21 protein-coding genes and 1 riboswitch are annotated in these 21,942 nt (G+C 40.1%); of the genes, 18 read left to right on the top strand and 3 right to left on the bottom strand.

Annotated features, from left to right (window positions below):
• Positions 1–520 precede the first annotated feature (520 nt).
• The 8 genes from ACOMCU_RS10225 (at position 521) to ACOMCU_RS10260 (ending at position 9,006) form a co-directional block, all read left to right on the top strand.
• Positions 521–964 (top strand): SACOL1771 family peroxiredoxin, encoded by a 444-nt coding sequence (locus ACOMCU_RS10225; protein WP_421050107.1) that lies wholly within the window; start codon positions 521–523, stop codon positions 962–964.
• A gap of 198 nt (positions 965–1,162) precedes the next feature.
• The gene (locus tag ACOMCU_RS10230) at positions 1,163–1,792 is read left to right on the top strand and encodes a sugar transferase (protein WP_421050108.1); all 630 of its coding nucleotides are present in this window, start codon (positions 1,163–1,165) and stop codon (positions 1,790–1,792) included.
• A 51-nt stretch (positions 1,793–1,843) separates the two neighbouring features.
• Positions 1,844–2,938: a glycosyltransferase family 4 protein gene (locus ACOMCU_RS10235; protein WP_421050109.1), complete on the top strand. Its 1,095-nt coding sequence runs from the start codon at positions 1,844–1,846 to the stop codon at positions 2,936–2,938.
• A 1-nt stretch (position 2,939) separates the two neighbouring features.
• Positions 2,940–4,613, top strand: a complete 1,674-nt coding sequence (locus tag ACOMCU_RS10240; protein WP_421050110.1) for a GNAT family N-acetyltransferase — start codon at positions 2,940–2,942, stop codon at positions 4,611–4,613.
• Complete coding sequence (locus ACOMCU_RS10245) at positions 4,564–5,352, top strand: hypothetical protein (protein WP_230491810.1); 789 nt, start codon at positions 4,564–4,566, stop codon at positions 5,350–5,352. The genes ACOMCU_RS10240 and ACOMCU_RS10245 overlap by 50 nt, the downstream gene beginning before the upstream one ends.
• The gene (locus ACOMCU_RS10250) at positions 5,328–6,323 is read left to right on the top strand and encodes a polysaccharide deacetylase family protein (protein WP_421050111.1); all 996 of its coding nucleotides are present in this window, start codon (positions 5,328–5,330) and stop codon (positions 6,321–6,323) included. Before ACOMCU_RS10245 ends, ACOMCU_RS10250 begins: the two co-directional genes overlap by 25 nt.
• Before the next feature lie 446 nt (positions 6,324–6,769).
• Complete coding sequence (gene hutI / locus ACOMCU_RS10255; RefSeq protein WP_421050162.1) at positions 6,770–8,032, top strand: imidazolonepropionase; 1,263 nt, start codon at positions 6,770–6,772, stop codon at positions 8,030–8,032.
• A gap of 2 nt (positions 8,033–8,034) precedes the next feature.
• Positions 8,035–9,006, top strand: coding sequence for an agmatinase family protein (locus tag ACOMCU_RS10260; RefSeq protein WP_421050112.1), 972 nt, complete (start codon positions 8,035–8,037; stop codon positions 9,004–9,006).
• A gap of 37 nt (positions 9,007–9,043) precedes the next feature.
• Here the strand turns inward: ACOMCU_RS10260 and ACOMCU_RS10265 are convergent, their stop codons facing one another.
• A complete protein-coding gene (locus ACOMCU_RS10265) occupies positions 9,044–10,258 on the bottom strand; it encodes an NAD(P)/FAD-dependent oxidoreductase (protein ID WP_421050113.1) in 1,215 nt (404 codons plus the stop codon).
• Positions 10,259–10,365: 107 nt separating this feature from the next.
• Here ACOMCU_RS10265 and ACOMCU_RS10270 point away from each other — a divergent pair, with 107 nt between their 5' ends.
• Positions 10,366–11,253, top strand: coding sequence for a 5'-3' exonuclease (locus ACOMCU_RS10270; protein WP_421050163.1), 888 nt, complete (start codon positions 10,366–10,368; stop codon positions 11,251–11,253).
• On the opposite strand, the gene ACOMCU_RS10275 is transcribed toward ACOMCU_RS10270, so the two are convergent.
• Positions 11,246–11,755, bottom strand: coding sequence for a C39 family peptidase (locus ACOMCU_RS10275; protein WP_421050114.1), 510 nt, complete (start codon positions 11,753–11,755; stop codon positions 11,246–11,248). The two genes, ACOMCU_RS10270 and ACOMCU_RS10275, sit on opposite strands and share 8 nt — an antisense overlap.
• A 99-nt stretch (positions 11,756–11,854) precedes the next feature.
• Positions 11,855–12,169: a thioredoxin family protein gene (locus ACOMCU_RS10280; RefSeq protein WP_010857435.1), complete on the bottom strand. Its 315-nt coding sequence runs from the start codon at positions 12,167–12,169 to the stop codon at positions 11,855–11,857.
• Positions 12,170–12,636: 467 nt separating this feature from the next.
• Here ACOMCU_RS10280 and ACOMCU_RS10285 point away from each other — a divergent pair, with 467 nt between their 5' ends.
• The 9 genes from ACOMCU_RS10285 (at position 12,637) to ACOMCU_RS10325 (ending at position 21,905) form a co-directional block, all read left to right on the top strand.
• Entirely contained in the window at positions 12,637–15,021 is a 2,385-nt protein-coding gene (locus ACOMCU_RS10285; protein ID WP_421050115.1) for a 3-hydroxyacyl-CoA dehydrogenase/enoyl-CoA hydratase family protein, read from the top strand.
• A gap of 52 nt (positions 15,022–15,073) precedes the next feature.
• Positions 15,074–16,246, top strand: a complete 1,173-nt coding sequence (locus tag ACOMCU_RS10290; protein WP_010857437.1) for an acetyl-CoA C-acetyltransferase — start codon at positions 15,074–15,076, stop codon at positions 16,244–16,246.
• A 136-nt stretch (positions 16,247–16,382) separates the two neighbouring features.
• Positions 16,383–18,167, top strand: coding sequence for an acyl-CoA dehydrogenase family protein (locus ACOMCU_RS10295; protein ID WP_421050116.1), 1,785 nt, complete (start codon positions 16,383–16,385; stop codon positions 18,165–18,167).
• A gap of 202 nt (positions 18,168–18,369) precedes the next feature.
• A complete protein-coding gene (locus ACOMCU_RS10300; RefSeq protein ID WP_010857439.1) occupies positions 18,370–18,726 on the top strand; it encodes an arsenate reductase family protein in 357 nt (118 codons plus the stop codon).
• Positions 18,727–18,807: 81 nt separating this feature from the next.
• Complete coding sequence (gene gcvH / locus ACOMCU_RS10305; RefSeq protein WP_219365062.1) at positions 18,808–19,188, top strand: glycine cleavage system protein GcvH; 381 nt, start codon at positions 18,808–18,810, stop codon at positions 19,186–19,188.
• 96 nt (positions 19,189–19,284) lie between these two features.
• Positions 19,285–19,626 carry a hypothetical protein gene (locus ACOMCU_RS10310; RefSeq protein WP_421050117.1) on the top strand — a complete coding sequence of 114 codons (342 nt, stop codon included), beginning with the start codon at positions 19,285–19,287 and terminating at the stop codon, positions 19,624–19,626.
• Between the two features lie 14 nt (positions 19,627–19,640).
• A complete protein-coding gene (locus ACOMCU_RS10315) occupies positions 19,641–19,952 on the top strand; it encodes a thioredoxin family protein (protein ID WP_010857442.1) in 312 nt (103 codons plus the stop codon).
• Between the two features lie 76 nt (positions 19,953–20,028).
• Positions 20,029–20,134: riboswitch (SAM riboswitch) on the top strand.
• Between the two features lie 84 nt (positions 20,135–20,218).
• Positions 20,219–21,247: a methionine ABC transporter ATP-binding protein gene (locus ACOMCU_RS10320; RefSeq protein WP_421050164.1), complete on the top strand. Its 1,029-nt coding sequence runs from the start codon at positions 20,219–20,221 to the stop codon at positions 21,245–21,247.
• Complete coding sequence (locus ACOMCU_RS10325; protein ID WP_010857444.1) at positions 21,237–21,905, top strand: methionine ABC transporter permease; 669 nt, start codon at positions 21,237–21,239, stop codon at positions 21,903–21,905. Before ACOMCU_RS10320 ends, ACOMCU_RS10325 begins: the two co-directional genes overlap by 11 nt.
• The last annotated feature ends 37 nt before the right edge of the window (positions 21,906–21,942 follow it).

The raw sequence follows: 21,942 nt of genomic DNA on the forward strand, positions 1-21,942 counted from the left end.
ACGTCATTTACTATCCTTCCAATTGAATGGTCACCTCTCGGGTGGTAGTTGGACTGCTCAGGTGGGTAGCTGTTACCGCTCGGGTAACCACAGTGACCGCTCAGGTAGGAAGCACTATCGCTCGGGTAGCCACAGTGACCGCTCAGGTAGGAAGCACTATCGCTCGGGTAGCCACAGTGACCGCTCAGGTAGGAAGCACTATCGCTCGGGTAACCACAGTGACCGCTCAGGTAGGAAGCACTATCGCTCGGGTAGCCACAGTGACCGCTCAGGTAGGAAGCACTATCGCTCGGGTAGCCACAGTGACCGCTCAGGTAGAGAGCTTTACCGCTCGGGTCCCAGCTCTAACCGCTCAGGAAATGCGCCCCATCGCTCGGGTCCCAGCTCTAACCGCTTCGGTAGAGAGTCTGTTATAGAAACTTTAACTATTTTCATAGGAACACACCACAACACACCATTCTAGTTTGTTATAAATACAAGGCGATACTATTATTCACATGACTGAAAGGGAGAGATGTAGATGGTTCAACATATGTTTCGTATGAATTTGAAATGGTCAGAGGGAAGAAATGGTACAGGTGATTTATCTACGAGTCAATTGAACACCAAGATTTCTATTCCTCAGGAAATGAATGGACCCGGAATTGGCACGAATCCAGACGAGATGCTACTTGGTGCGGCGGCTACATGTTATTTAATTACACTGGCAACGCTATTAGAAAATTCAAAAGTACCTGTGGTGGATTTGTCGATGCAAGCAGAAGGGTTTGTAGATGTTACAAATGGTGTTTTTACATACGAGCGAATCGTTCATAAGCCCACTATACTTGTCAATGACCTAACTGATCGTGAGCACAAGCGCATATTTCGATTAGCTGAGAAGGCAGAAAAGACTTGCATGATTAGTAAAGCGTTACAAGGCAATGTACAAATTGAATGTCAAATTCAAATTGTACAAGGTTAACGCAAAAGCTCAGTAACTAAAAAAACAATCCATTTTCACCTGCAAATTTTAAAGGAGTTATTTCAGAATCATATCTGAAATAACTTCTTTTTTTTCACAATAACTGTGATTTTGCTTTGCTTGAAACAGTTCTATTAGTGCGCGAAATGAATATATAAAGTTAAGTGCTAAAAAAATGCAAAGGATGATGTATTGCACGTGCAGGCAACTGAGACTATCACATTTTACGGTCAGTATGGGAAGCGAATTTTAGATATTGTAGGGGCACTACTCTTACTTTTAATAACAATTCCTCTTATGTTAGCGGTAATCCTCATTTTATTAACTACCACAGGTCGCCCCATTTTCTTTAAACAAATTCGCACAGGCTCTGATCATCAGCGGTTTATCATTTGGAAGATAAGAACGATGAACATTCAGGCAATCCCTGTAAATATGCCTGCGATGTGTGCTGATGGCATACCGGATGATTATTATTTTAAAACTGACCAAGATGCGCGTATTACAAAGGTGGGGGCTATTCTTCGCAAGTTAAGCATTGATGAAATTCCACAGCTCATTAACGTTTTAAAAGGGGACATGAGTATTGTCGGACCACGGCCAGATGTGCCAACAATAACAAATGCTTATAATACATTGCAGTCACGGCGTTTAGAAGTTAAGCCGGGGTTAACAGGGCTTGCTCAAATTAACGGACGCTCAACTATTTCACATGGGCAAAAAATATCATATGACATTCAATATGTTGATAATTTTTGCTTTTGGATGGATTTAAAAATCGTTGTCAAAACCTTAGTCGTAGTGTTAGCGAGAACAGGTGCTTACTAATAAAAAGTGGGGAGGTGATGGATACTGAAAATTGTTCAACTCATAACGCGCATGGATAAAGTAGGAGGCGCGCAAAAGCATGTAGAGGCACTTGCAATAAAATTAAAACAAGATGCTCACGAGGTAACGATAGTCACGGGCTTATATGATGAATCGCTGTGGCGTTTGCAAGATGAAGAAATTAATGTTATCAGTATACCTGCTATGCAACGAGCGCTGCATTTATCGAAAGATATACAGGCACTGTGGCAATTGAGATCTGCTTTAAAAATTATAAAACCCGATGTAATCGCGGCTCATTCTTCAAAAGCAGGTGCCATTGGGCGTATAGTGGGTAAATTTTTACGTATTCCCACAGTTTTTACTGCCCATAGCTGGAGCTTTACAGACGGGGTTCCACCAAAAAAGAAACTTATGTATCGGCAGCTTGAAAAAACAGTGCAACCGTTAACGACGACCATAATTACAGTATCTGAGTATGATCGTAAGCTAGCTCTTACAAAAGGTATAGCTCCTGCCCATAAATTAACGACGATTCATAATGGCATCGAGCAATTAAGCGAGTGCGTTACACAAAGTAAAAACAGTCTAGAATATCCGCTGATTATGATGGTTGCTCGTTTTGAAGTGCCAAAAAGGCAAGATGCACTATTGGAAGCATTGATAGAACTAACAGAAGTGCCGTGGCGGATTCAGTTTATCGGTGATGGTTCACGACGTCCGGCACTTGAAAAATATGTTGCAGATAAAGGTTTTACAGACCGTGTAGCGTTTTTGGGCAATCAAACAGAAGTCACAGAACTGCTCGCAAGAAGTCAAATATTCGTTTTATTGTCGGACTGGGAGGGGCTACCGATTTCAATTATCGAGGCTATGCGAGCTGGGCTCCCTATCATTGCAACGAATGTAGGGGGCGTAAGAGAGCTAGTCACCGATAACGTCAATGGTTATTTAATTGACCGTGATGATAAAGAATTGCTTAAACAAAGAATGACACAATTACTAACAGATGAAACACTACGTCAAAAAATGGGAGATGCAAGTGAACGTCGCTTTTTAAGAAATTTTACATTCTCACCGATGTACCAGAAAACATTATATGTTTATGAACAGGCCGTCTTAAAGTTAGCTAAGAAAGGTGATTAAAGTGCAATTAATACGTATTAGAACTGATGATGAGCTTACATTATATAAGGAAATCTGGGATAACATTTTAGCGAGTGAACATAATGATAATCCGTTTATTGAATATGCTTGGTTTTATAATTGGTGGAAATTCATCGGAAATAAAGAGCGAGTGGAGTTATATGCTGTTAAAAAAGAAGACGATATCATCGCTTTTTTCCCATTCACTGTGCGAAAGCAATGGGGGGTTGTCATGTATGCTTTTGCAGGTGAAAATACGGCTAATTATTCAGGTATAGTAGCGCGTAATAAGTGGAAATTACCGTCTGCAACCTTTGTGTTTGAGGAAATAATAAAAAAGCACCGCCATCTCATCTTTTCGTTTCATGGATTATTGGAGAGTGGTGAATCTTCGAAGGTAATTGAACAATATTTCATTGAAAAGCAGATACAACCAAGTATTTTTCGGGTAATAACACCGTATCTTGCCTTTAACGAAATAGATTTTTCAAGTTATTTTAATAACCGCCGCAAGATGCATGGGGTAGATAGACGAGAAAGAAAGCTACGAAATTTAGGCGCCTTGAGTAGTAAAATTCCGGAACCGAATGAGCTGTGGCAGATGTTCAGCTTGTTTGATAGACGTTGGGCCAAAAAGGTAGATACGAGCAGTTTCACGAAAGGAAAGAAAAAGGAGTTTTTCGAGCATCTAACACTTCTTACAGGTGATGCGTTGAAAGTAGATATACAGGCTTTGGTGTTTGAAAATCAGTGGATTGCTTTCACATACGGGTTTTGCTGTCGAGGACGATATGTGTCTTATGTACTTGGACACGAGCCGAATTTTAATTCATTTGGGGCCGGTCGTATTGTGAATCAACATATGATAAAGCGCTCCTTTAATGAGGGCTATAGCAAATTTGATATGAGCATTGGCTATGAGCCTTATAAGTTTGATTGGCGTTCAGGCATAGATTTTACAAGGCATTTGATTGTCAGCAGCGGTTCGAGGCGTGCAAAGCTTGTAAAAAGTGGTTTTGCACTAAAGGAACGAATAAAGGAAACGTTAAAACGTAACCAACGGATGGTGGAGTGGAAACGTAATACACTTGGGCAATTGCGTTATTTAGTAAAGTATGGAAAAGGAAAAGATTGGCTAGAATATGGACAACGATTCGTAGAAAAGTTTTTTCGTTTTAAGCAAGTAGATTTATTTGAATTACCCCCCACAGATAGTGAAACACCACTTCGACCTGTCGGGCAGTTGTTTGAGGAAATGTCAATTCAAGAGGCCATACATCTCGATCAGGAAGTAATTATTTCCTTGTTCTATCAGGGGTATACAATCTACAAAGATTCTTTTGCGGAGACGAGTAAGCCTGCGTTTGCATTGCACACGGATAACTGGCGTGTAGACACCTTGCACATTGTTGAATCTTTGCCTAAGCAGACCTATTTTTTAACATATGATGTCTATAAAAATATCGATATTATTACAGCCTTCTTTCAAAAAATAAAACCAGCACACACACTTTGGGTAACAGCAAGCATTTGGCAATGGCGAAGGCGTAAACGATTGCAGCAACTAGGCTATAAACGAATTTCTCGAATGAAACATTTCAAATGTGCTCGCTATGAGCGAAATCATGTGGAAAAATACACAGAGAGTGGGGGCGATGTTCATTCTATCCATTAGAAGTAAGCGATGGAATATCGCAATGCAGCATATTTATTTTGCAGAGAAACCAGCCAATATTAGAAAGCCAATGAACCTTGTATGTCATACACATTCACTTGTGCCGAGTCGCAAGCTTGCCAAAAGCGAAACTGTTCATATTAGACTAACAGATAATGAGCGTACCATGTATGCAGCATTGTCGAAGAACAATCAAAAAATGCTCCGCCGTGCACAGCAAGAAGCTTATCAAATGCTTTTATATGAAAAACCATCAGAGGAGAATTTGCGTGCATTTCAACACTTTTATAATAATTTTGCCAAAAGGAAAAAACTTGAGCAACTGAGTAAATCTCACATGGAGTCTATTTCGTTGATAAATAACAAAGGAGCTTTGTTATTATCCGAGTCACGTAGCAATTGTGGACAAACACTATGCTATAGACTGGATATTGTCCACGCTAATAAAGCCATGTCTTATTATGTGGCGACTTGTCACCCTTCATCAATGCCTGCACATTTAAAGCGACCTATACGATATGCTAACCGCTTCTTGCTATGGCATAATTTATTGCATTTAAAGCAACAAGGCTGTTTGGTGTACGATATGGGAGAGTTGACAGATATAAAAAATATTCGAGAATTTAAGCTTAGCTTTGGAGGACAAGTTGTAGATGTTTATTCTGGTTTCATTGCACAATCGAAAATCAGTGCTTTGTTACTGGGCGTGCAAAAGTGGAGGAAACAGCAATTAAAGTAAAAAGTGGTGGGTTCGTTATTTCTTTGGATTTTGAGCTGAACTGGGGTGTCCATGATGTGTTTAAACGTGGACAATATGATGAAAATTTATATGGAGTACGCCATGCATTGCCTAAAATACTTACATTATTTGAGCAATACGGCATTCATGCAACGTGGGCAACGGTGGGTTTATTGTTTGCAGAAACGAAGGATGAAATGGCACATTATTTGCGGGGAATCCCAGTAAAATATGATCAAATACGCTTTGCTGCGCATTTGCAGCTTGCCAATGTAGGCGAAAATGAGCAAGAGGATTCTTTACATTTTGGCAAATCCTTAATTGAAGCAATCATTTGTACACCGCATCAGGAAGTGGGTACCCATACGTTTTCACATTACTATTGCTTGGAGAATGGTCAAACAGAAGATAATTTTCGAGCAGATTTGCAGGCAACAACAATGATAAGTGCAGATTATATCGCACCTATGAAATCTATTGTTTTCCCTCGCAATCAGGTGAACAGCAGTTATTTCGAGGCCTGTCTGGAAGCGGGACTTGTATGCTATAGAGGAAATGAAGCACACGCATTATACAGCCCTAAAAAGTTTACAAAAAAAAATAGGCTATTGGGTGCGATGAAATGGCTAGACAGCTATGTTAATATAACAGGCAATCATTTAATACGATTGGAAGAAATGAAGAACGAAGGATTCGTTAATGTACGTTCGAGCGCATTTTTAAGACCATACTGCAAGCGACTGTGGATTTTAGAAGGACTAAAGGTAAGACGAATTAAGGAAGGAATGCTTGCCGCTGCAAAGGCAGGAGCTTTTTATCATTTATGGTGGCATCCGCATAATTTCGGCAAGCATACAGAAAAAAATTTAGCTATGCTGGAGGAGCTTTTACGATATTATCGAGAACTACAAACAAAATATAATTTCCAAAGCTATTCTATGCATGAGGTAGCACTGCTTTGTAAGCAATAACATTTCTAAACAGAATGTTATTGCTTTTTTGTATCCCGCAGTAACGGTCAGTAAGCTGCCACCTCAAGTGGAGAGGTAACAACGAGTGAACGAAGTGGACGAACAACTGACCGTAACAGCCCGATTGGTTCAACTACCAAGCAGTGGGAAATGAGAACCCCCACTGCTTGAGTTTCACTGTATCCCGCAGTAACGGTCAGTAAGCTGCCACCTCAAGTGGAGAGGTAACAACGAGTGAACGAAGTGGACGAACAACTGACCGTAACAGCCCGATTGGTTCAACTACCAAGCAGTGGGAAATGAGAACCCCTCACTGCTTGAGTTTCACTTTATACGGTCAAATGTTGGGGATATTTTGTGAGAATAAGAGGGAAAATGCCGAAGGATGACGAAATTGAAGATAGAAGATAAGCCTTAGTATATAGGGGGAGTTAGGGATGAAGGGAATGTCACAGAAGCCAATTTGGATTCAAAATATTTCACAATTAGTGACACTGGCCAGCGATAAAAAAGGGCCACGTGTACGGGAAGAAATGCGGGAGCTCGCTATAATTGAGGGTGGGAGTGTATGGATTGAAAATGGCTTGATTCAAGATTTGGGTACGACACGTGAAATGATTCTAAAATATATACATCGAGCAGAAGAAGCTGACATTGTAGATGCAACCGGAAAGATTGTTACACCAGGATTAATAGATCCTCATACGCATGTTGTTTTTGGGGGCAGCCGTGAGCATGAATTTGAGATGCGTTTAGAAGGTGCGAGTTATATGGATATTATGAATGCTGGAGGTGGTATTCATGCAACAACACGAAAAATGCGCACACTATCAGAAGAACATATTTTCAACCAGACTGCGAGAAGGTTGGACTTATTTTTACAGCATGGTGTCACGACACTCGAAAGCAAAAGTGGCTACGGGCTGGACCTAGAAAATGAGTTAAAGCAATTACGTGTAATGCGAAAATTGCATGAAAAGCATCCAATGGATATTGTCCCAACCTTTATGGGAGCACATGCGGTGCCAGAGGAGTATAGGGAGAACCCAGATAAGTACGTCCATTTAGTCATCGAAGAAATGATCCCAGCAGTTGTTAAAGAGGATCTTGCAAAATTCATTGATGTATTTTGCGAAGTCGATGTCTTTACCCCAGAGCAATCTGAGCAAGTTTTACTAGCTGGCAAGGAATATGGGCTTATTCCAAAAATTCATGCGGATGAAATAGAAGAAAATAAAGGTGCGTATGTCGCAGCAAAGGTAGGGGCTATTTCTGCAGAGCATTTATTAAAAGTATCAGATGAAGGGATTGAAGAGCTTGCAAAATCAGGTGTTATCGCTTGTTTATTGCCAGCAACGGCACTGTATTTAGGAGAGAAGCCGGCACGTGCACGAGACATTATCGATGCTGGTGTACCTGTGGCCATTTCTACAGATTGTAACCCAGGGTCATCCCCGACAATCTCATTGCCACTTGTCATGAACTTAGCGTGTATTACGATGAAAATGACACTAGCAGAAAGCTTATGCGCCGCTACGTATAATGCTGCTTGTGCTCTTCAAATTGAGGATCGTGTTGGCTCGATAGAAGTAGGGAAGCAAGCAGACATTGTACTATGGGATGTGCATAATCATCAAAAGTTACATTATATTTTCGGTGTTAACCATGTGAAAACAGTATGGAAAAAAGGCGTAAAGGTGGTCGGTTAAATATGTTCATTCAACCTGAATGGCTTTGGAAGCAAGAAAATGGCTCAGGCATGCATCAATGGATAAAACAAAAAGAAAATCCACATCCGAGTGATGTTGATGTCATTGTATATGGAGCATTATTCTCATATGCAAATGAGCCATCTCAAAAAGCACAGTATGCACATGCTTTTCGCAAGGCATGGTCAAGCTTTCAATCTTATAATCTAGATGAGCAAGTGGATTTACGTGCACTGGCTGTCGTTGATATCGGTGACGTCGCTTTTCATGCGACAGATAAGATGCTCTCAGAATCGGCTATTGAGGCTGCAGCAGAAAACTTAAGTATCACCTATCAGAAAAGCTTTACCTGCCTTATTGGTGGAGATCATACGATAACAGCTTGTTCCCTACGTGGCATAAAAAATGCCTTCCCGCAGGAACGGATCGGTGTTATTCAAATTGATACACATTTAGATGCAAGGAATCAAGAGGAAATTGGGCTAGCAATGGATTCTCCTATACAGCAGCTGATAGCAGCAGGTGTGGTGGAAGGAAAGCATATTTATAATGTAGGCTTGCATGGATTTTTCAATTCACCGGAGATGATTCATTATGCACGTGAACAAGGTATTCATATGATTACCTTAAAGCAAATGCGTCGGGATGGTATACAGCTTACCATTCATGAAATGCTTCGTCAGCTAATGTTCGAGGTAGACCGTATTTATGTATCAGTTGATCTGGATGCACTTGATATCACGTTTGCACCTGATGTACCTGCTGCGACACCAGGGGGATTAACGGCTTATGAATTATTTGATATTGTAAAGCTCATTGGCGAAAATGAAGGTGTGCGTCATATTGATTTTGTCTATGCGGACCCTAAAGAGGGACAGTTACGCATAGAGACGGTGAAAACGGGTGTGACTGCATTCTTACAATGGGTTACAGGTATTCAACTTGATCATCGGCATCGCATCTCGAAAAAATGAAGAGCAGGCTATGGGTACAATCCATAGCCTGCCTATTTTATGTGATACCGTTTTTACGTGCTAGGGTAACAATCCTTGCATCATCATTAGGTAGACCCTGTAGCAAGTCCGTTAAAATGTTTGCGCCAAGCATGCCGTAAACAGTACCGTTGCCCCCATGTCCAAGTAAATAATAGTAGTGAGGATGATCGGGATGTTCACCTATATATGGTAGATAATCTATTGAATCTCCGAAGGTTGCACAATAACTGTAATCTATTTTCACATCAACTTGAGGGAATAGCTCATGCAATAATCCAAGTAGCTTATTTGATTGTTTTTCCAGTTTTCCCTCTGATTTTGGTACTTTAGCTTTATCTTCATCAAGACCTCCGACTATTATCCGATTGTCTGGCGTTGTGCGCATATACAAATAAGGACGCTTCGTTTCCCATATGAGTGATTGTTCATACCATGGTTTAAAATTATCGATAGCATTGGTCACAATAGCATACGATCGTTTTAAATTCGTGCCTTTTAACTGACCATAAGGTAAATTTTGATAGCCAGTAGCGAAGATTACATTGCGTGTAGCAAATTGACCGTTAATGGTATGCAAAATAGTGCCCTCATTTGTATCTTCTAACACATTGACCATAATATTTGTGTAAATATGGAGACCTTTTTGTTGGCATTGCTCTGCAAGACACTGAACGAACTTTACAGGATTAAATTCAGCATCATTTAATGTAACAAGGGCGCCATCTTTTTCAAAGCCAAGGCGCTCTTTTATAATCACGTCATTCCAATACTCACAAGGGAATCCATGTGTATGCAACGCTTTAAATTCACGTAACAACTTGGTCGTATCACGAGTTTTACTAGCAAAGCAAATACTTTGTCGGCGTCGGAAATCTGCTTGGTCAGGTAGTGTTTGAGCAATCGTTTCAATATCTTGAATGGCTTCATAGCACATGCTATAAAAACGAACCGCATTTTTTTCGCCAATTTGCTCAATTAGTTCATGCAACATAATGTCATTACTATAGTGTAAAATTCCTGTGTTAGCGGCAGTACTGCCCATTGCAATGTCCTCTTTTTCAATCAGGGCAACTTTTAGACCTGCTTCTAAGCATGCGTGTGCAACTAGAAAACCAGCTATGCCACCCCCGATAATAATGACCTCATAAAAAGGTGCAATCGGATTTTTTATAATAGAAAGGTCGTTGTCAGTAGTCGTTGGCCAATATAAAGTCCCACTATGAATTTTCATATTAATAATCCCCCTTATATTATCTTTTATGATTCATTCCCATTTAAAGCACAGTTCAATCATTGTTGATATAATAAAGGAATGTTGGATAGAAAGGATTTTTAATGATGACAACTAAACCAAAACTTTTAATTGTAGATGGCATGGCTTTATTATTCCGGTCATTTTTTGCTTCAGCAGCAATGGGGCATTTTATACGCCTAGAAGACGGTACACCAACTAATGGTGCGCAAGGGTTTGCACGACATGTATTGACAGCACAGTCGATCATGCAACCAACACATATAGCAGTATGCTGGGATATGGGTTCACATACGTTTCGTAATGAATTATATGATGGGTATAAAGCGAATCGCCCTGCACCACCAGAGGAAATGCTGCCGCAATTTGATATGGCGAAGACCCTATCTGAACAAATTGGTTGGCAAAACTTTGGTGTTGCTGGTGTGGAAGCCGATGATGTAATTGGTTCAATGATTTCGAAATGGCAAGACTTTGCTGATATAACAGTCATTAGTGGTGATAAGGATTTATTGCAACTGTTAACGCCTTCAACAAAGATTGCCTTTACCAAAAAGGGTTACTCGGAGTACGATGTGTACACGCATGCACGATTTATAGAGGAATACGGTATTGAACCAATGCAGTTTGCACAGGTTAAGGCCTTTATGGGTGATACAAGTGATGGTTATCCTGGAGTAAAAGGTATTGGGCCGAAGCAAGCATTGACGCTTATTCAAACATACGGTTCGATCGATAAGGTTATTGCTTCTTTAGAGGAGCTAAAGCCAGGGCAACGTACTAAAATTCAAGATAATGTTGATATGCTGAGATTATCGCACGAACTCGCGACGATTCAAACAAATGTACCAATAGAAGCCGAGTTTACGAGTTTAGCAGTGCCAGGTTACGAGCAACATACATTTAAAGCGTTAGAAGAGCGAGGTTTTACCTTAATCGCTAAGCAGGCACGCACATTATATTCACTTAGTTAGGAGCAATTTTAACAAAGCGTAAAACGTGCTTGTTATCTTTAAAAAAGGTGGTACGTATTGTACTATCACGATCGGGACCACCATTATCATGGAAAATTAATAATAGCTCATCGTTGTAGATTTCATAGCCAATGAGAGGTACCCAATGATAGGCATAAGCAGATTTTTTATCGCGCCATTGCCAGCTAAAATAACGGTCGAAACGCATCGCTACAGAGCGACCTTCATCGATTTCCTTCATCGCTTCTTTTATTGAACAGTCGCGAATCTCCCATGTTGGAAACATCTTGCGAAGATTATAGATTAAGCGCCATTTAAAGAGACCAATTTTGGTACCACCAAGTATTTTGTACAGTTCGTTGATAGCAGGCGTTTTTTTGTTTTCGTGTAAGTATTGTAATATGACATGAACAGTTGTTGGCCCACAGGCAGAATTACGATAGTTCGGTGAAATAGATGCATCATATTGTGATTTTCCTTGTAAAGGTAATTGACAGCGCATAAATAGCTCCTTTCAAAAAATAGCTGCATTTCTAATGAAGAAATGCAGCTACTTTTTTATTACTTGGCTCTCGCAGCAGATAGTAGAACCTAAAAATGACTATTGAGCAGATAGAAACTCGATTACTTGCTGCGGCGATTTAGCGTTTGCACTATGTAAATGTGCTAATTTTTCGCCATTTTGGAATATTAATAAGCTTGGAATACCCATAACATCATATTTTTCTGCAATATCTGGAAGCTCATCACGGTTAAGCTCGTACCAGTCGTATTGATTGTATTCTTCGATAATTGGGTCGATGAACATATTCATACGTGTGCAGTCGGGGCACCAGCCAGCGTAAAATTTCACAAGGACCTTTTGCTCGCCAGAGATAAGCTCGTTAAATTGTTCTGTAGTTGTAATTGTTTTCATTAGTATTTCACTCTCCTTGTTTAACATTCTACACATTTTTTCTTAATCCTGAAAGTTTTCTGTTTGCGCTTATTGGGACGCTACTTATTGTCGTGTTTTCGCTCGTAAATAACGAAAAAAGTTGTATATTGCGAAAAAAATTAGAGAAAAAAGATTGCTAAATTTAACAAAATAATCTACACTAAAAACAGAAAAAGTAGTTTTATCTTCATTCAGCGGAAGACTTGGACCACGATAGGTGAAAGGTGAATACTAGTTAATTTTTTATTCATCATATGTCAAAACGCCAACTGAACGAAGATAAGCCTCAGATGTATTTCACAGGTTTTTATGCGCGAAAGCGGTAAATCTTGAATTGGGCTAGCCGAATTCAACTTCTGAACAAAATGCGTCAAGGCAAATTTGATTTTTTTTGGCCAAAAAATGAATGGCTATTCATTCAATGGGAGAATAAGGGGGAATTGCTTGTGACTTACAACATTAAAAAGGCAGCTGTTCTAGGTTCTGGTGTAATGGGTTCTGGAATTGCAGCACATTTAGCAAACATTGGTATTCCAACATTATTATTAGATATCGCGCCGAAAGAACTAACGAAAGAGGAAGAAGCAAAGGGACTTACTCTCGAGCATCCAGCTGTGCGTAACCGCTTTGCGCAAGGAGCTCTTCAAAAGTTAGTGAAGCAAAAGCCGGCACCACTTACTTCTAAGAAAAATTTATCACTATTATCGGTAGGCAACTTTGAGGACGATTTAGAAAAGCTAAAGGACGTCGATTGGATTATTGAAGTAGTCGTTGAAAATTTAGCAATCAAGCAGAACTTATATGAAAAAATTGATGCTGTGCGTAAACCAGGTACAATCATTAGCTCGAATACATCGGGAATTAGTATTAATGCAATGGCGGAAGGATGTTCAGAAGATTTCCAAAAGCATTTCCTAGGAACGCATTTCTTCAATCCGCCACGTTATTTAAAATTACTTGAAGTGATCCCAGCAAATACGACAGCACCTGAAGTGATTAATTTTATGAAGGCATTTGGTGAAGACATCCTTGGAAAAGGTGTTGTCCTGGCTAAGGATACGCCAAACTTCATTGCTAACCGCATTGGGACGTATGGTTTACTTGTCACTTTACAAGAAATGGTGAAAGGTGGCTATTCAGTCGGAGAAGTAGATTCTGTAACAGGTCCACTAATTGGTCGCCCGAAATCCGCAACCTTCCGCACACTAGATGTTGTCGGTCTAGATACATTCATTCATGTAGCGAAAAATGTGTATGACCAAACAACAGGTGAAGAGCAACAGGTGTTTACAGTGCCGGAATTCCTGCAAAAAATGGTAACGAATGGCTGGCTAGGGGCGAAATCAGGGCAAGGTTTCTTCGTGAAAAAAGGCAAAGAAATATTAGAAATTGACCCAAATACGCTGGAGTATAGTCCAACAAAAAAATTACAAACACCTGCTATTGAATTAGCAAAACAGGCACGTGGTCTAGCAAATAAAGTCAAGGCTTTGACCTATGCGAAGGATCGTACAGGGGAATTATTATGGAGTATCTTCGCACCAACATTAATTTACTCTGCACAGCTACACGGTGAAATTGCTGATGATATTGTAGCCATCGACAATGCCATGAAATGGGGCTTCGGCTGGCAACAAGGTCCATTCGAAATTTGGGACGCAATCGGCGTTAAAGAATCCGTGGCAAAAATGGAAGCGGAAAATCGTGTAGTACCAACGTTCGTCAAAGATATGTTAGCGAATGGCTTTGATACTTTCTACTCTGAAATCGATGGTGATCTAGCGTACTACAATGGTACAGAATACGTGAAAGTACCAGTAAATGAAAAAGAATTTAACCTAAAGCGCTATAAGAAAAAGCACGGCGTTATTAAGTCAAATACAGGTGCCAGCTTAATTGATTTAGGTGATGGCATTGCATTGCTAGAGTTCCATTCTCAATCCAATGCTATTGGCTTAGATATCATTCAAATGATTAACTTCGCGATTGATGAAGTAGAAGCTAACTATAAAGGCTTAGTCATCGGTAACCAAGGCAAAAATTTCTGTGTGGGTGCTAATCTAGGTATGATTTTAGTAGAAGCACAGGATGATAACATTTTTGAACTCGATTTCGTCATAAAAGCTTTCCAAGATGCGATGCAAAAAATCAAGTACTCTCGCAAGCCTGTTGTTGCGGCACCATTTGCAATGACGCTTGGTGGAGGCGCAGAGGTTTGCTTGCCGGCTGCACATATCCAAGCAACGATGGAAACTTATATGGGCTTAGTGGAAGTTGGCGTAGGATTAATCCCTGGCGGTGGAGGTAATAAAGCGCTTTACCAAAAATTCATCAAAGGCTTACCAAATGGCGTTGAAGTAGACTATCAAAATATTGCGAATAAAGTCTTTGAAACAATTGCAATGGCAAAAGTCTCTACATCAGGGGAAGAAGCGCATGTTAATAACTTCCTAGATTTTGCAGATGGTATTTCGGTCAATCCGGATCACCAAATTTATGATGCAAAGCAAGCTGCATTAGCACTATATGAAGCGGGCTACCAAGCACCAGTGCCAGCAAAAATCCCTGTTGTAGGTGCATCAGGTTATGGAACGCTACTAATCGGCGCACAAGGTATGTTTGAATCAGGCTTTATTAGTGAGCATGATTTGAAAATTGCGAAAAAGTTAGCTTATGTTATCGCGGGTGGAAAAGTTCCATATGGCACATTAGTTGATGAACAATACCTATTAAATCTTGAGCGTGAGGCTTTCTTAAGCTTAGTAGCTGAACCACTGTCACAACAAAGAATGCAACACATGCTTTTAAAAGGAAAGCCACTTCGCAACTAATGAAGACTTTAATGACTAAATTTTGCACAGGACACAAAGGGGGATTTATAGAATGCGTGAAGCCGTTATTGTAGCAGGAGCACGAACTCCTATTGGAAAAGCGAAAAAAGGTTCTTTAGCAACAGTTAGACCAGATGATTTTGGGGCGATCGTTGTCAAAGAAACATTAAAAAGAGCGGGTTATGAAGGGCCGGTAGATGATTTAATATTAGGCTGTGCGATGCCAGAAGCAGAACAAGGAATGAACGTAGCACGGAGCATTGGGGCGCTTGCGGGATTACCAGATGCAACACCTGCTCTAACGATTAACCGATTTTGTTCTTCGGGTTTACAAGCAATTGCTTACGCTGCTGAGCGCATTATGCTTGGCCATTCAAAGGCGATTCTTGCAGGTGGCGTTGAATCGATGAGTATGGTACCAATGGTGGGCAATACACCTCGTTTAAATCCGGCATTAGCTGAAACTGCACCACAATATTACATGGGGATGGGGCATACAGCTGAGGAAGTGGCACGTCAATACAATGTAAGTCGTGAAGATCAGGATGCTTTTGCTGTACGTTCACATGAGCTAGCAGAAAAAGCCATTAAAGAAGGTAAGTTCAATGATGAAATCGTGCCTATCGAAGTGGAACAACATTATGTGGACGACAATAATAAACCACAAGTAAAGAAATTTACATTCAGTAAGGATGAAGGTGTACGTCCTGGTACATCTGTCGAAGGTTTAGCGAAGCTTCGCCCAGCATTCCATGTTAAAGGAAGTGTTACAGCAGGGAACGCTTCACAAACTTCTGATGGAGCAGCGGCTGTGCTAGTTATGGATCGTGAGGAAGCCGAAAAGCAAGGAATGACACCAATGGCGAAGTTTTTAGGCTTTGCAGTTGGCGGTGTGCCACCTGAAGTAATGGGGATTGGTCCAATCGTAGCTGTTCCAAAAGCGCTTGAAATTGCAGGTCTTTCTATCGAAGATATTGATCTGTGGGAAATTAACGAAGCATTTGCCTCACAATCATTACAGGTTGTACGTCATTTAGGTATCGACCAAGAGAAGGTCAATGTAAATGGTGGAGCAATTGCATTAGGACACCCGCTAGGCGCAACAGGTGCAATTTTAACATTGAAGCTAATTCATGAACTAAAACGTCAAGGCAAGAAGTATGGTGTCGTGACAATGTGTATCGGCGGCGGTATGGGCGCTGCTGGCGTATTTGAAATAGTATAAGGTTACTAGTTAAGCTCGGGGTCTGGCGTTTTCGGTTGCCTCCGAACAAAATACTCCGAGCTTTTCTATATATGAGATTGTAATTGTGTGAAAATTGTGTGAGTGCCAGGCACCATAAAAATAGGAGGAATTTAAAATGACAGAAAAAACAACGGATATCATTAAAGGCGGCGGATTTATCATTGAAGACGTGGAATTAGATCGTGTATTTACACCTGAAGATTTCACAGATGAGCACAAAATGATTGCAAAAACGACTGAAGAGTATGTAGCAAACGAAGTATTACCTGTCGTTGAAAACTTAGAACATCATGAATTCGAACATTCAGTACGTTTGTTAAAAAGCGCTGGTGAGCTTGGTTTATTAGGCGCAGATGTTCCTGAAGAATACGAAGGTCTTGGCCTAGACAAAGTTTCTTCTGCATTAATCGCAGAGAAAATGTCAGTAGCAGGTGGTTTCTCCATTACGCATGGTGCGCACGTTGGAATTGGTTCATTGCCAATCGTACTTTTCGGAAACGAAGAACAGAAGAAAAAGTATTTACCAAAGCTTGCTTCAGGTGAATTAATTGCAGCATATGCATTAACAGAACCAGGTTCAGGGTCTGATGCACTAGGTGCGAAAACGACTGCAAAACTAAATGCTACAGGAACACATTTTGTATTAAACGGTGAAAAACAATGGATTACAAACGCTGGCTTTGCGGATGTATTTGTTGTCTATGCAAAAATCGATGGCGATAAATTCTCAGCATTTATCGTAGAACGTGCTTATAATGGCGTTTCTGTAGGTCCAGAGGAAAAGAAAATGGGCATTAAATCTTCATCGACTCGTACATTAGTACTTGAAGATGCGGAAGTACCAGTTGAGAACTTATTAGGCGAAGTTGGTCGTGGCCACGTGATCGCATTCAACATCTTAAACATCGGTCGTTATAAATTAGGTGTGGGAACAATCGGTGGGTCAAAACGCGCCTTAGAGCTTGCCATTCAGTATACAAATCAACGTCAGCAATTCAAAACGAAATTATCTGACTTCAATTTAACAAAAGAAAAATTATCGACTATGGCGTCTCAATTATATGCGTCAGAATCATTAAATTATCGTACAGTTGGACTATTTGAGGATCGTTTAAGCCAGTTAAGCCCTGAAGAGCAAAAGCAAGGAAAAGTGATTGCAAATGCGATTGCAGAGTATGCAATTGAATGCTCGATTGCTAAAGTTTTTGGTTCAGAAACATTGGACTACATTGCTGATGAAGCAGTGCAATTACATGGTGGCTATGGTTTCATGGCAGAGTATGAAGTAGAGCGTATTTACCGTGATTCTCGTATTAACCGTATTTTCGAAGGAACAAACGAAATTAATCGAATGATTGTACCAGGTACATTCATGAAAAAAGCATTAAAAGGCGAGCTTCCTTTGTTGCAGGCTGCACAAAATTTACAACAAGAGCTTCTGATGTTAATGCCTGAGGAAGTGGGCACAGAAGCCTTAGCACAAGAAAAATACCTTGTGAAAAATGCGAAGAAAATTGCCGTATTAGCTGCTGGTATGGCGTCACAACGCTTTGGCGCAAAACTTGATCAAGAACAAGAAGTACTTGTGAACATCGCTAATATTGCTAACCAATTATTTGCAATGGAATCAACTGTATTACGTACTGAAAAGGCCATTGCACGTGACGGTGAAGAGAAAGCACATCAAAAACTTCTTTATACACAAATCTTCTGCCAAGAGGCCTTTGCAGAAATTGAGAAAGAAGCGAAAGATACAATTCTTGCTTCAGCAGACGGAGATGCTGCACGTATGACATTGTCTGCATTACGTAAGCTAACGCGCAACAATCCATATAACTTAATCACGAAGAAACGTGAAGCTTCAGTTAAACTAATCGAAGCAGAAAAATTCATCGTATAAAAAATATTATGAACGAGCTACGCATTATCGGTAGCTCGTTTTTTATCTTTAGACGGATAAAACTGAAAAGTGCCGGATAGAATTCTGAAAGTGCCGGATAGAATCGAAATACTGACGGAAAAAACATGAAACAATGGTTTCATTTTGGTTCACGACAAGTATGATGGTATACTACAGAAAATGACTGTAGAGGAGCCTACATATGACGATTCAATTTATCCATTATCCAAAATGTACTACATGTAAAAAAGCGCAAAAATGGTTAACCGACAATGGTATTTCATTTGAAGAGGTACACATTGTGGAGCAACCACCAACAAAGGAACAATTAAAGAACTATTGGCAGGTAAGTGGGTTACCATTGAAAAAGTTTTTTAATACTTCAGGCATGAAATATCGGGAGCTTGGTTTGAAGGATAAACTAGCTGAAATGCCAGAAGAAGAGCAACTTACACTGCTTGCATCAGATGGTATGCTTATTAAAAGACCTATCGTAACTGATGGAGAAAAAGTGACACTCGGGTTTAAAGAATCAGATTTTGAGCAAGCTTGGAAATAACCGCCTTTATCCTTGTTTTTATGGGAGAAGTATGGCACACTGATAGTGAATATATTACATATTTATGGAGGGGTTTTTTGCATGAGCACACCTAAAGACTTACGATACTCTGAAGAACATGAATGGGTAAAAGTAGAAGACGGTAAAGTACGTATCGGTATTTCACACTTCGCACAATCTGAACTTGGAGATATCGTGTTCGTTGAGCTTCCACAAGTTGGCGATGAAATCAAAACAGATGATCCATTCGGTAGTGTTGAATCAGTAAAAACTGTTTCTGAATTATACGCGCCTATCTCAGGTAAAGTGGTTGAAGTAAATGCTGATTTAGAAGATAGCCCGGAATTCGTAAATGAATCACCATATGAAAAAGCATGGATGATCGTTGTAGAGCCTGCTGACGCATCAGAAATTGAAAAACTTATGACAGCAGAACAATACGAAGAAATGATTGCTGAATAAAGACAAGCTTGTAGCACCTGAAAACGTCGGAAAACACCGACGTTTTTTATTATATAATGAGAAATAAAGGGTAGAAGTCTAAATGGGGGTGGCGTGATGTTCGAGGGGAAATGTTTAATCGTGGAAGGCCGTTCGGATAAGCTTCAAATTGAACCTATTTTGAGTGGAAATGTACTAATACTGTGTACAAATGGTACTATCGGTGTTCATCAATTAGAAGAGTTATTGGATCCTTATGAGGGCTGTGAGCTATACACATTTTTTGATGCTGATCCATCAGGTGATAAGCTGCGGGCACTAATGGACAGACATTATCCAGAGGCGGAGCATTTACGAACGATGCCAACCTATAAAGAAGTAGAGACGACACCAAGGAAAGTGCTAGCAATGATTTTACTGCGCGCACATTTCTCAATCCATAATGAATATATTTTGTAAGGTTGCGTGAAAAGATGGAAGAATGGTCAAAAGAGCAGTGGGAAGTTGCTATGCAGTCTGGTAAAAAAACTGCCTTTTATTTATATACACCTATGTGTGGGACGTGTGCAGTCGCATCTAAAATGATAAATATCGTTGAGCAACTGTTGCCACAGATTCAGTTTGGTAAAGCTAATATGAATTTTTTGGAGCCTTTAGCTTATGAGCACCAAATAGAAAGTGTACCATGCTTACTTATTAGTGATGGCGATAAAGTTACAGAAAAGGTATATGCTTTTCAATCCGTACCATTTTTATACGAATTGTTAAAAAAACCGATTGACTGAACTTTGCTAGCGTGGTAAAGTATCAATTATATTAATTTTATTCAGCATACGTTCTAAATGAAAATAAAATATCGAACTCTTATGAAGAGTGGCGGAGGGAAGTGCCCGATGAAGCCCGGCAACCATCACATATGTGAAAAGGTGCCAAATCACCCAAAGAAATTTTCTTTGAAAGATGAGAGAACGGTTCAACGTATAAAGTACGTGACCCCTTCAACTTGTCTGCAAGTGAAGGGGTTTTCTATATGAGAAAAGGAGTATTTGCTATGATACAGCTTCAAAATATTACGAAGAAGTACAAAACCGCGAATGGCGAATTAACAGCAGTCAAAGATGTCAACCTTTCCATTAATAAAGGTGAAATCTTTGGTATTATCGGCTATAGTGGCGCTGGTAAAAGTACGATGATTCGGTTATTAAACGGTTTAGAAAAGCCGACATCTGGTACGGTGACGGTTAACAACGAAGAATTTTCATCAATTAAAGGGCAAAAGCTCCGAAATGCTAGACAAAAAGTAAGTATGATTTTTCAACATTTTAACTTACTTTGGTCTCGAACAGTTGCGGAAAATATTGCTTTCCCATTAGAAATTGCAGGTATACCTAAAGCACAACGAGAGGCACGCGTGAATGAATTGATTGCACTTGTTGGTCTAGAGGGCCGTGACAAAGCGTATCCATCACAGCTATCGGGTGGACAAAAACAACGCGTTGGTATCGCACGTGCGTTGGCCAATAATCCTGAAGTATTGTTATGTGATGAAGCAACATCAGCACTGGATCCAGAGACAACAGATGCAATTCTTGATTTGCTTGTAGACATTAACGAACGATTAGGCCTAACAATTGTCTTAATCACACATGAGATGCATGTAATTCGTAAAATTTGTCATCGTGTGGCGGTGATGGAGGCTGGAGAAATTGTTGAACGTGGTGAGGTATTGCAAGTATTCCAAGCACCGCAAGCGGCTATAACGAAAAAGTTTGTATCTCAAATTACCGATACGAAGGAAACACAGGAAACCGTGGCTCAGCTAAGGCTGAATTATCCTACTGGTCAACTTGTCAAACTTGTCTTTGTAGGTGAAAAAACAAAGCAGCCTGTTATTTCACATCTAGTGAAGCAGTTTGATGTTGACATGAGTATTGTACATGGTAACATTTCGCAAACTAAAAATGGCGCATACGGTACGCTCATTGTACAAATTGATGGTTCAGAGACCAATGTGACTGCTGCTTTAAGTTATTTAAATACAGTAGAAGTACAAACGGAGGTGATTACAGATGCTAACTAGTCTCTTTCCGAATGTCGACTGGGAAAAAATGTGGGAAGCGACATATGAAACACTATATATGACTTCTATCTCAGCAGTTGTAACCTTTATTCTTGGGTTAGCAATTGGCATCATCCTATTTCTAACAAGTCCTAACCAACTATGGGCTAATAAATTGGTTAACTTTTTAACAGGCTCGGTCGTTAATATATTCCGCTCGATTCCGTTTATCGTGTTAATCATCTTATTAATTCCATTCACGAAATTTTTACTTGGGACAATCCGTGGGGCAGATGCAGCCTTACCTGCACTAATTATAGGTGCCGCACCGTTCTATGCACGAATGGTATTAATAGCTTTACGTGAAATTGATAGAGGTGTCATTGAGGCGGCTCGTTCAATGGGGGCAAAAACTTCTACAATTATTTGGAAAGTTTTAATTCCTGAATCCTTGCCTGCACTTATTTCGGGCCTTACAGTAACTGCAGTTGCACTTGTCGGCTATACAGCAATGGCAGGCATTATTGGTGCTGGTGGTCTCGGGAACTTAGCCTTTTTAGATGGTTTCCAACGTAATCGTCAAGACGTAACATTAATGGCAACGATTTTAATTTTAGTAGTAGTATTTATCATTCAATGGATTGGCGACATGATAACAGCCAAAACAGACAAACGTTAAGGTTATTCCGGTTTCATACCGCTAACATATTTTTGAA

The sequence above is a fragment of the Lysinibacillus sp. UGB7 genome, assembly GCF_049058285.1.
Lineage (GTDB): Bacteria > Bacillota > Bacilli > Bacillales_A > Planococcaceae > Lysinibacillus > Lysinibacillus sphaericus_B.

What these genes read in the sequence shown, in the direction of transcription:
- ACOMCU_RS10225 (WP_421050107.1), top strand. Translation starts at nt 521, where the DNA reads ATGGTTCAACATATGTTTCGTATGAATTTGAAATGGTCAGAGGGAAGA.
- ACOMCU_RS10235 (WP_421050109.1), top strand. Translation starts at nt 1,844, where the DNA reads ATGGATAAAGTAGGAGGCGCGCAAAAGCATGTAGAGGCACTTGCAATA.
- ACOMCU_RS10245 (WP_230491810.1), top strand. Translation starts at nt 4,564, where the DNA reads ATGTGGAAAAATACACAGAGAGTGGGGGCGATGTTCATTCTATCCATT.
- hutI (WP_421050162.1), top strand. Translation starts at nt 6,770, where the DNA reads ATGTCACAGAAGCCAATTTGGATTCAAAATATTTCACAATTAGTGACA.
- ACOMCU_RS10260 (WP_421050112.1), top strand. Translation starts at nt 8,035, where the DNA reads ATGTTCATTCAACCTGAATGGCTTTGGAAGCAAGAAAATGGCTCAGGC.
- ACOMCU_RS10265 (WP_421050113.1), bottom strand. Translation starts at nt 10,258, where the DNA reads ATGAAAATTCATAGTGGGACTTTATATTGGCCAACGACTACTGACAAC.
- ACOMCU_RS10270 (WP_421050163.1), top strand. Translation starts at nt 10,366, where the DNA reads ATGACAACTAAACCAAAACTTTTAATTGTAGATGGCATGGCTTTATTA.
- ACOMCU_RS10275 (WP_421050114.1), bottom strand. Translation starts at nt 11,755, where the DNA reads ATGCGCTGTCAATTACCTTTACAAGGAAAATCACAATATGATGCATCT.
- ACOMCU_RS10280 (WP_010857435.1), bottom strand. Translation starts at nt 12,169, where the DNA reads ATGAAAACAATTACAACTACAGAACAATTTAACGAGCTTATCTCTGGC.
- ACOMCU_RS10290 (WP_010857437.1), top strand. Translation starts at nt 15,074, where the DNA reads ATGCGTGAAGCCGTTATTGTAGCAGGAGCACGAACTCCTATTGGAAAA.
- ACOMCU_RS10295 (WP_421050116.1), top strand. Translation starts at nt 16,383, where the DNA reads ATGACAGAAAAAACAACGGATATCATTAAAGGCGGCGGATTTATCATT.
- ACOMCU_RS10300 (WP_010857439.1), top strand. Translation starts at nt 18,370, where the DNA reads ATGACGATTCAATTTATCCATTATCCAAAATGTACTACATGTAAAAAA.
- gcvH (WP_219365062.1), top strand. Translation starts at nt 18,808, where the DNA reads ATGAGCACACCTAAAGACTTACGATACTCTGAAGAACATGAATGGGTA.
- ACOMCU_RS10310 (WP_421050117.1), top strand. Translation starts at nt 19,285, where the DNA reads ATGTTCGAGGGGAAATGTTTAATCGTGGAAGGCCGTTCGGATAAGCTT.
- ACOMCU_RS10315 (WP_010857442.1), top strand. Translation starts at nt 19,641, where the DNA reads ATGGAAGAATGGTCAAAAGAGCAGTGGGAAGTTGCTATGCAGTCTGGT.
- ACOMCU_RS10320 (WP_421050164.1), top strand. Translation starts at nt 20,219, where the DNA reads ATGATACAGCTTCAAAATATTACGAAGAAGTACAAAACCGCGAATGGC.
- ACOMCU_RS10325 (WP_010857444.1), top strand. Translation starts at nt 21,237, where the DNA reads ATGCTAACTAGTCTCTTTCCGAATGTCGACTGGGAAAAAATGTGGGAA.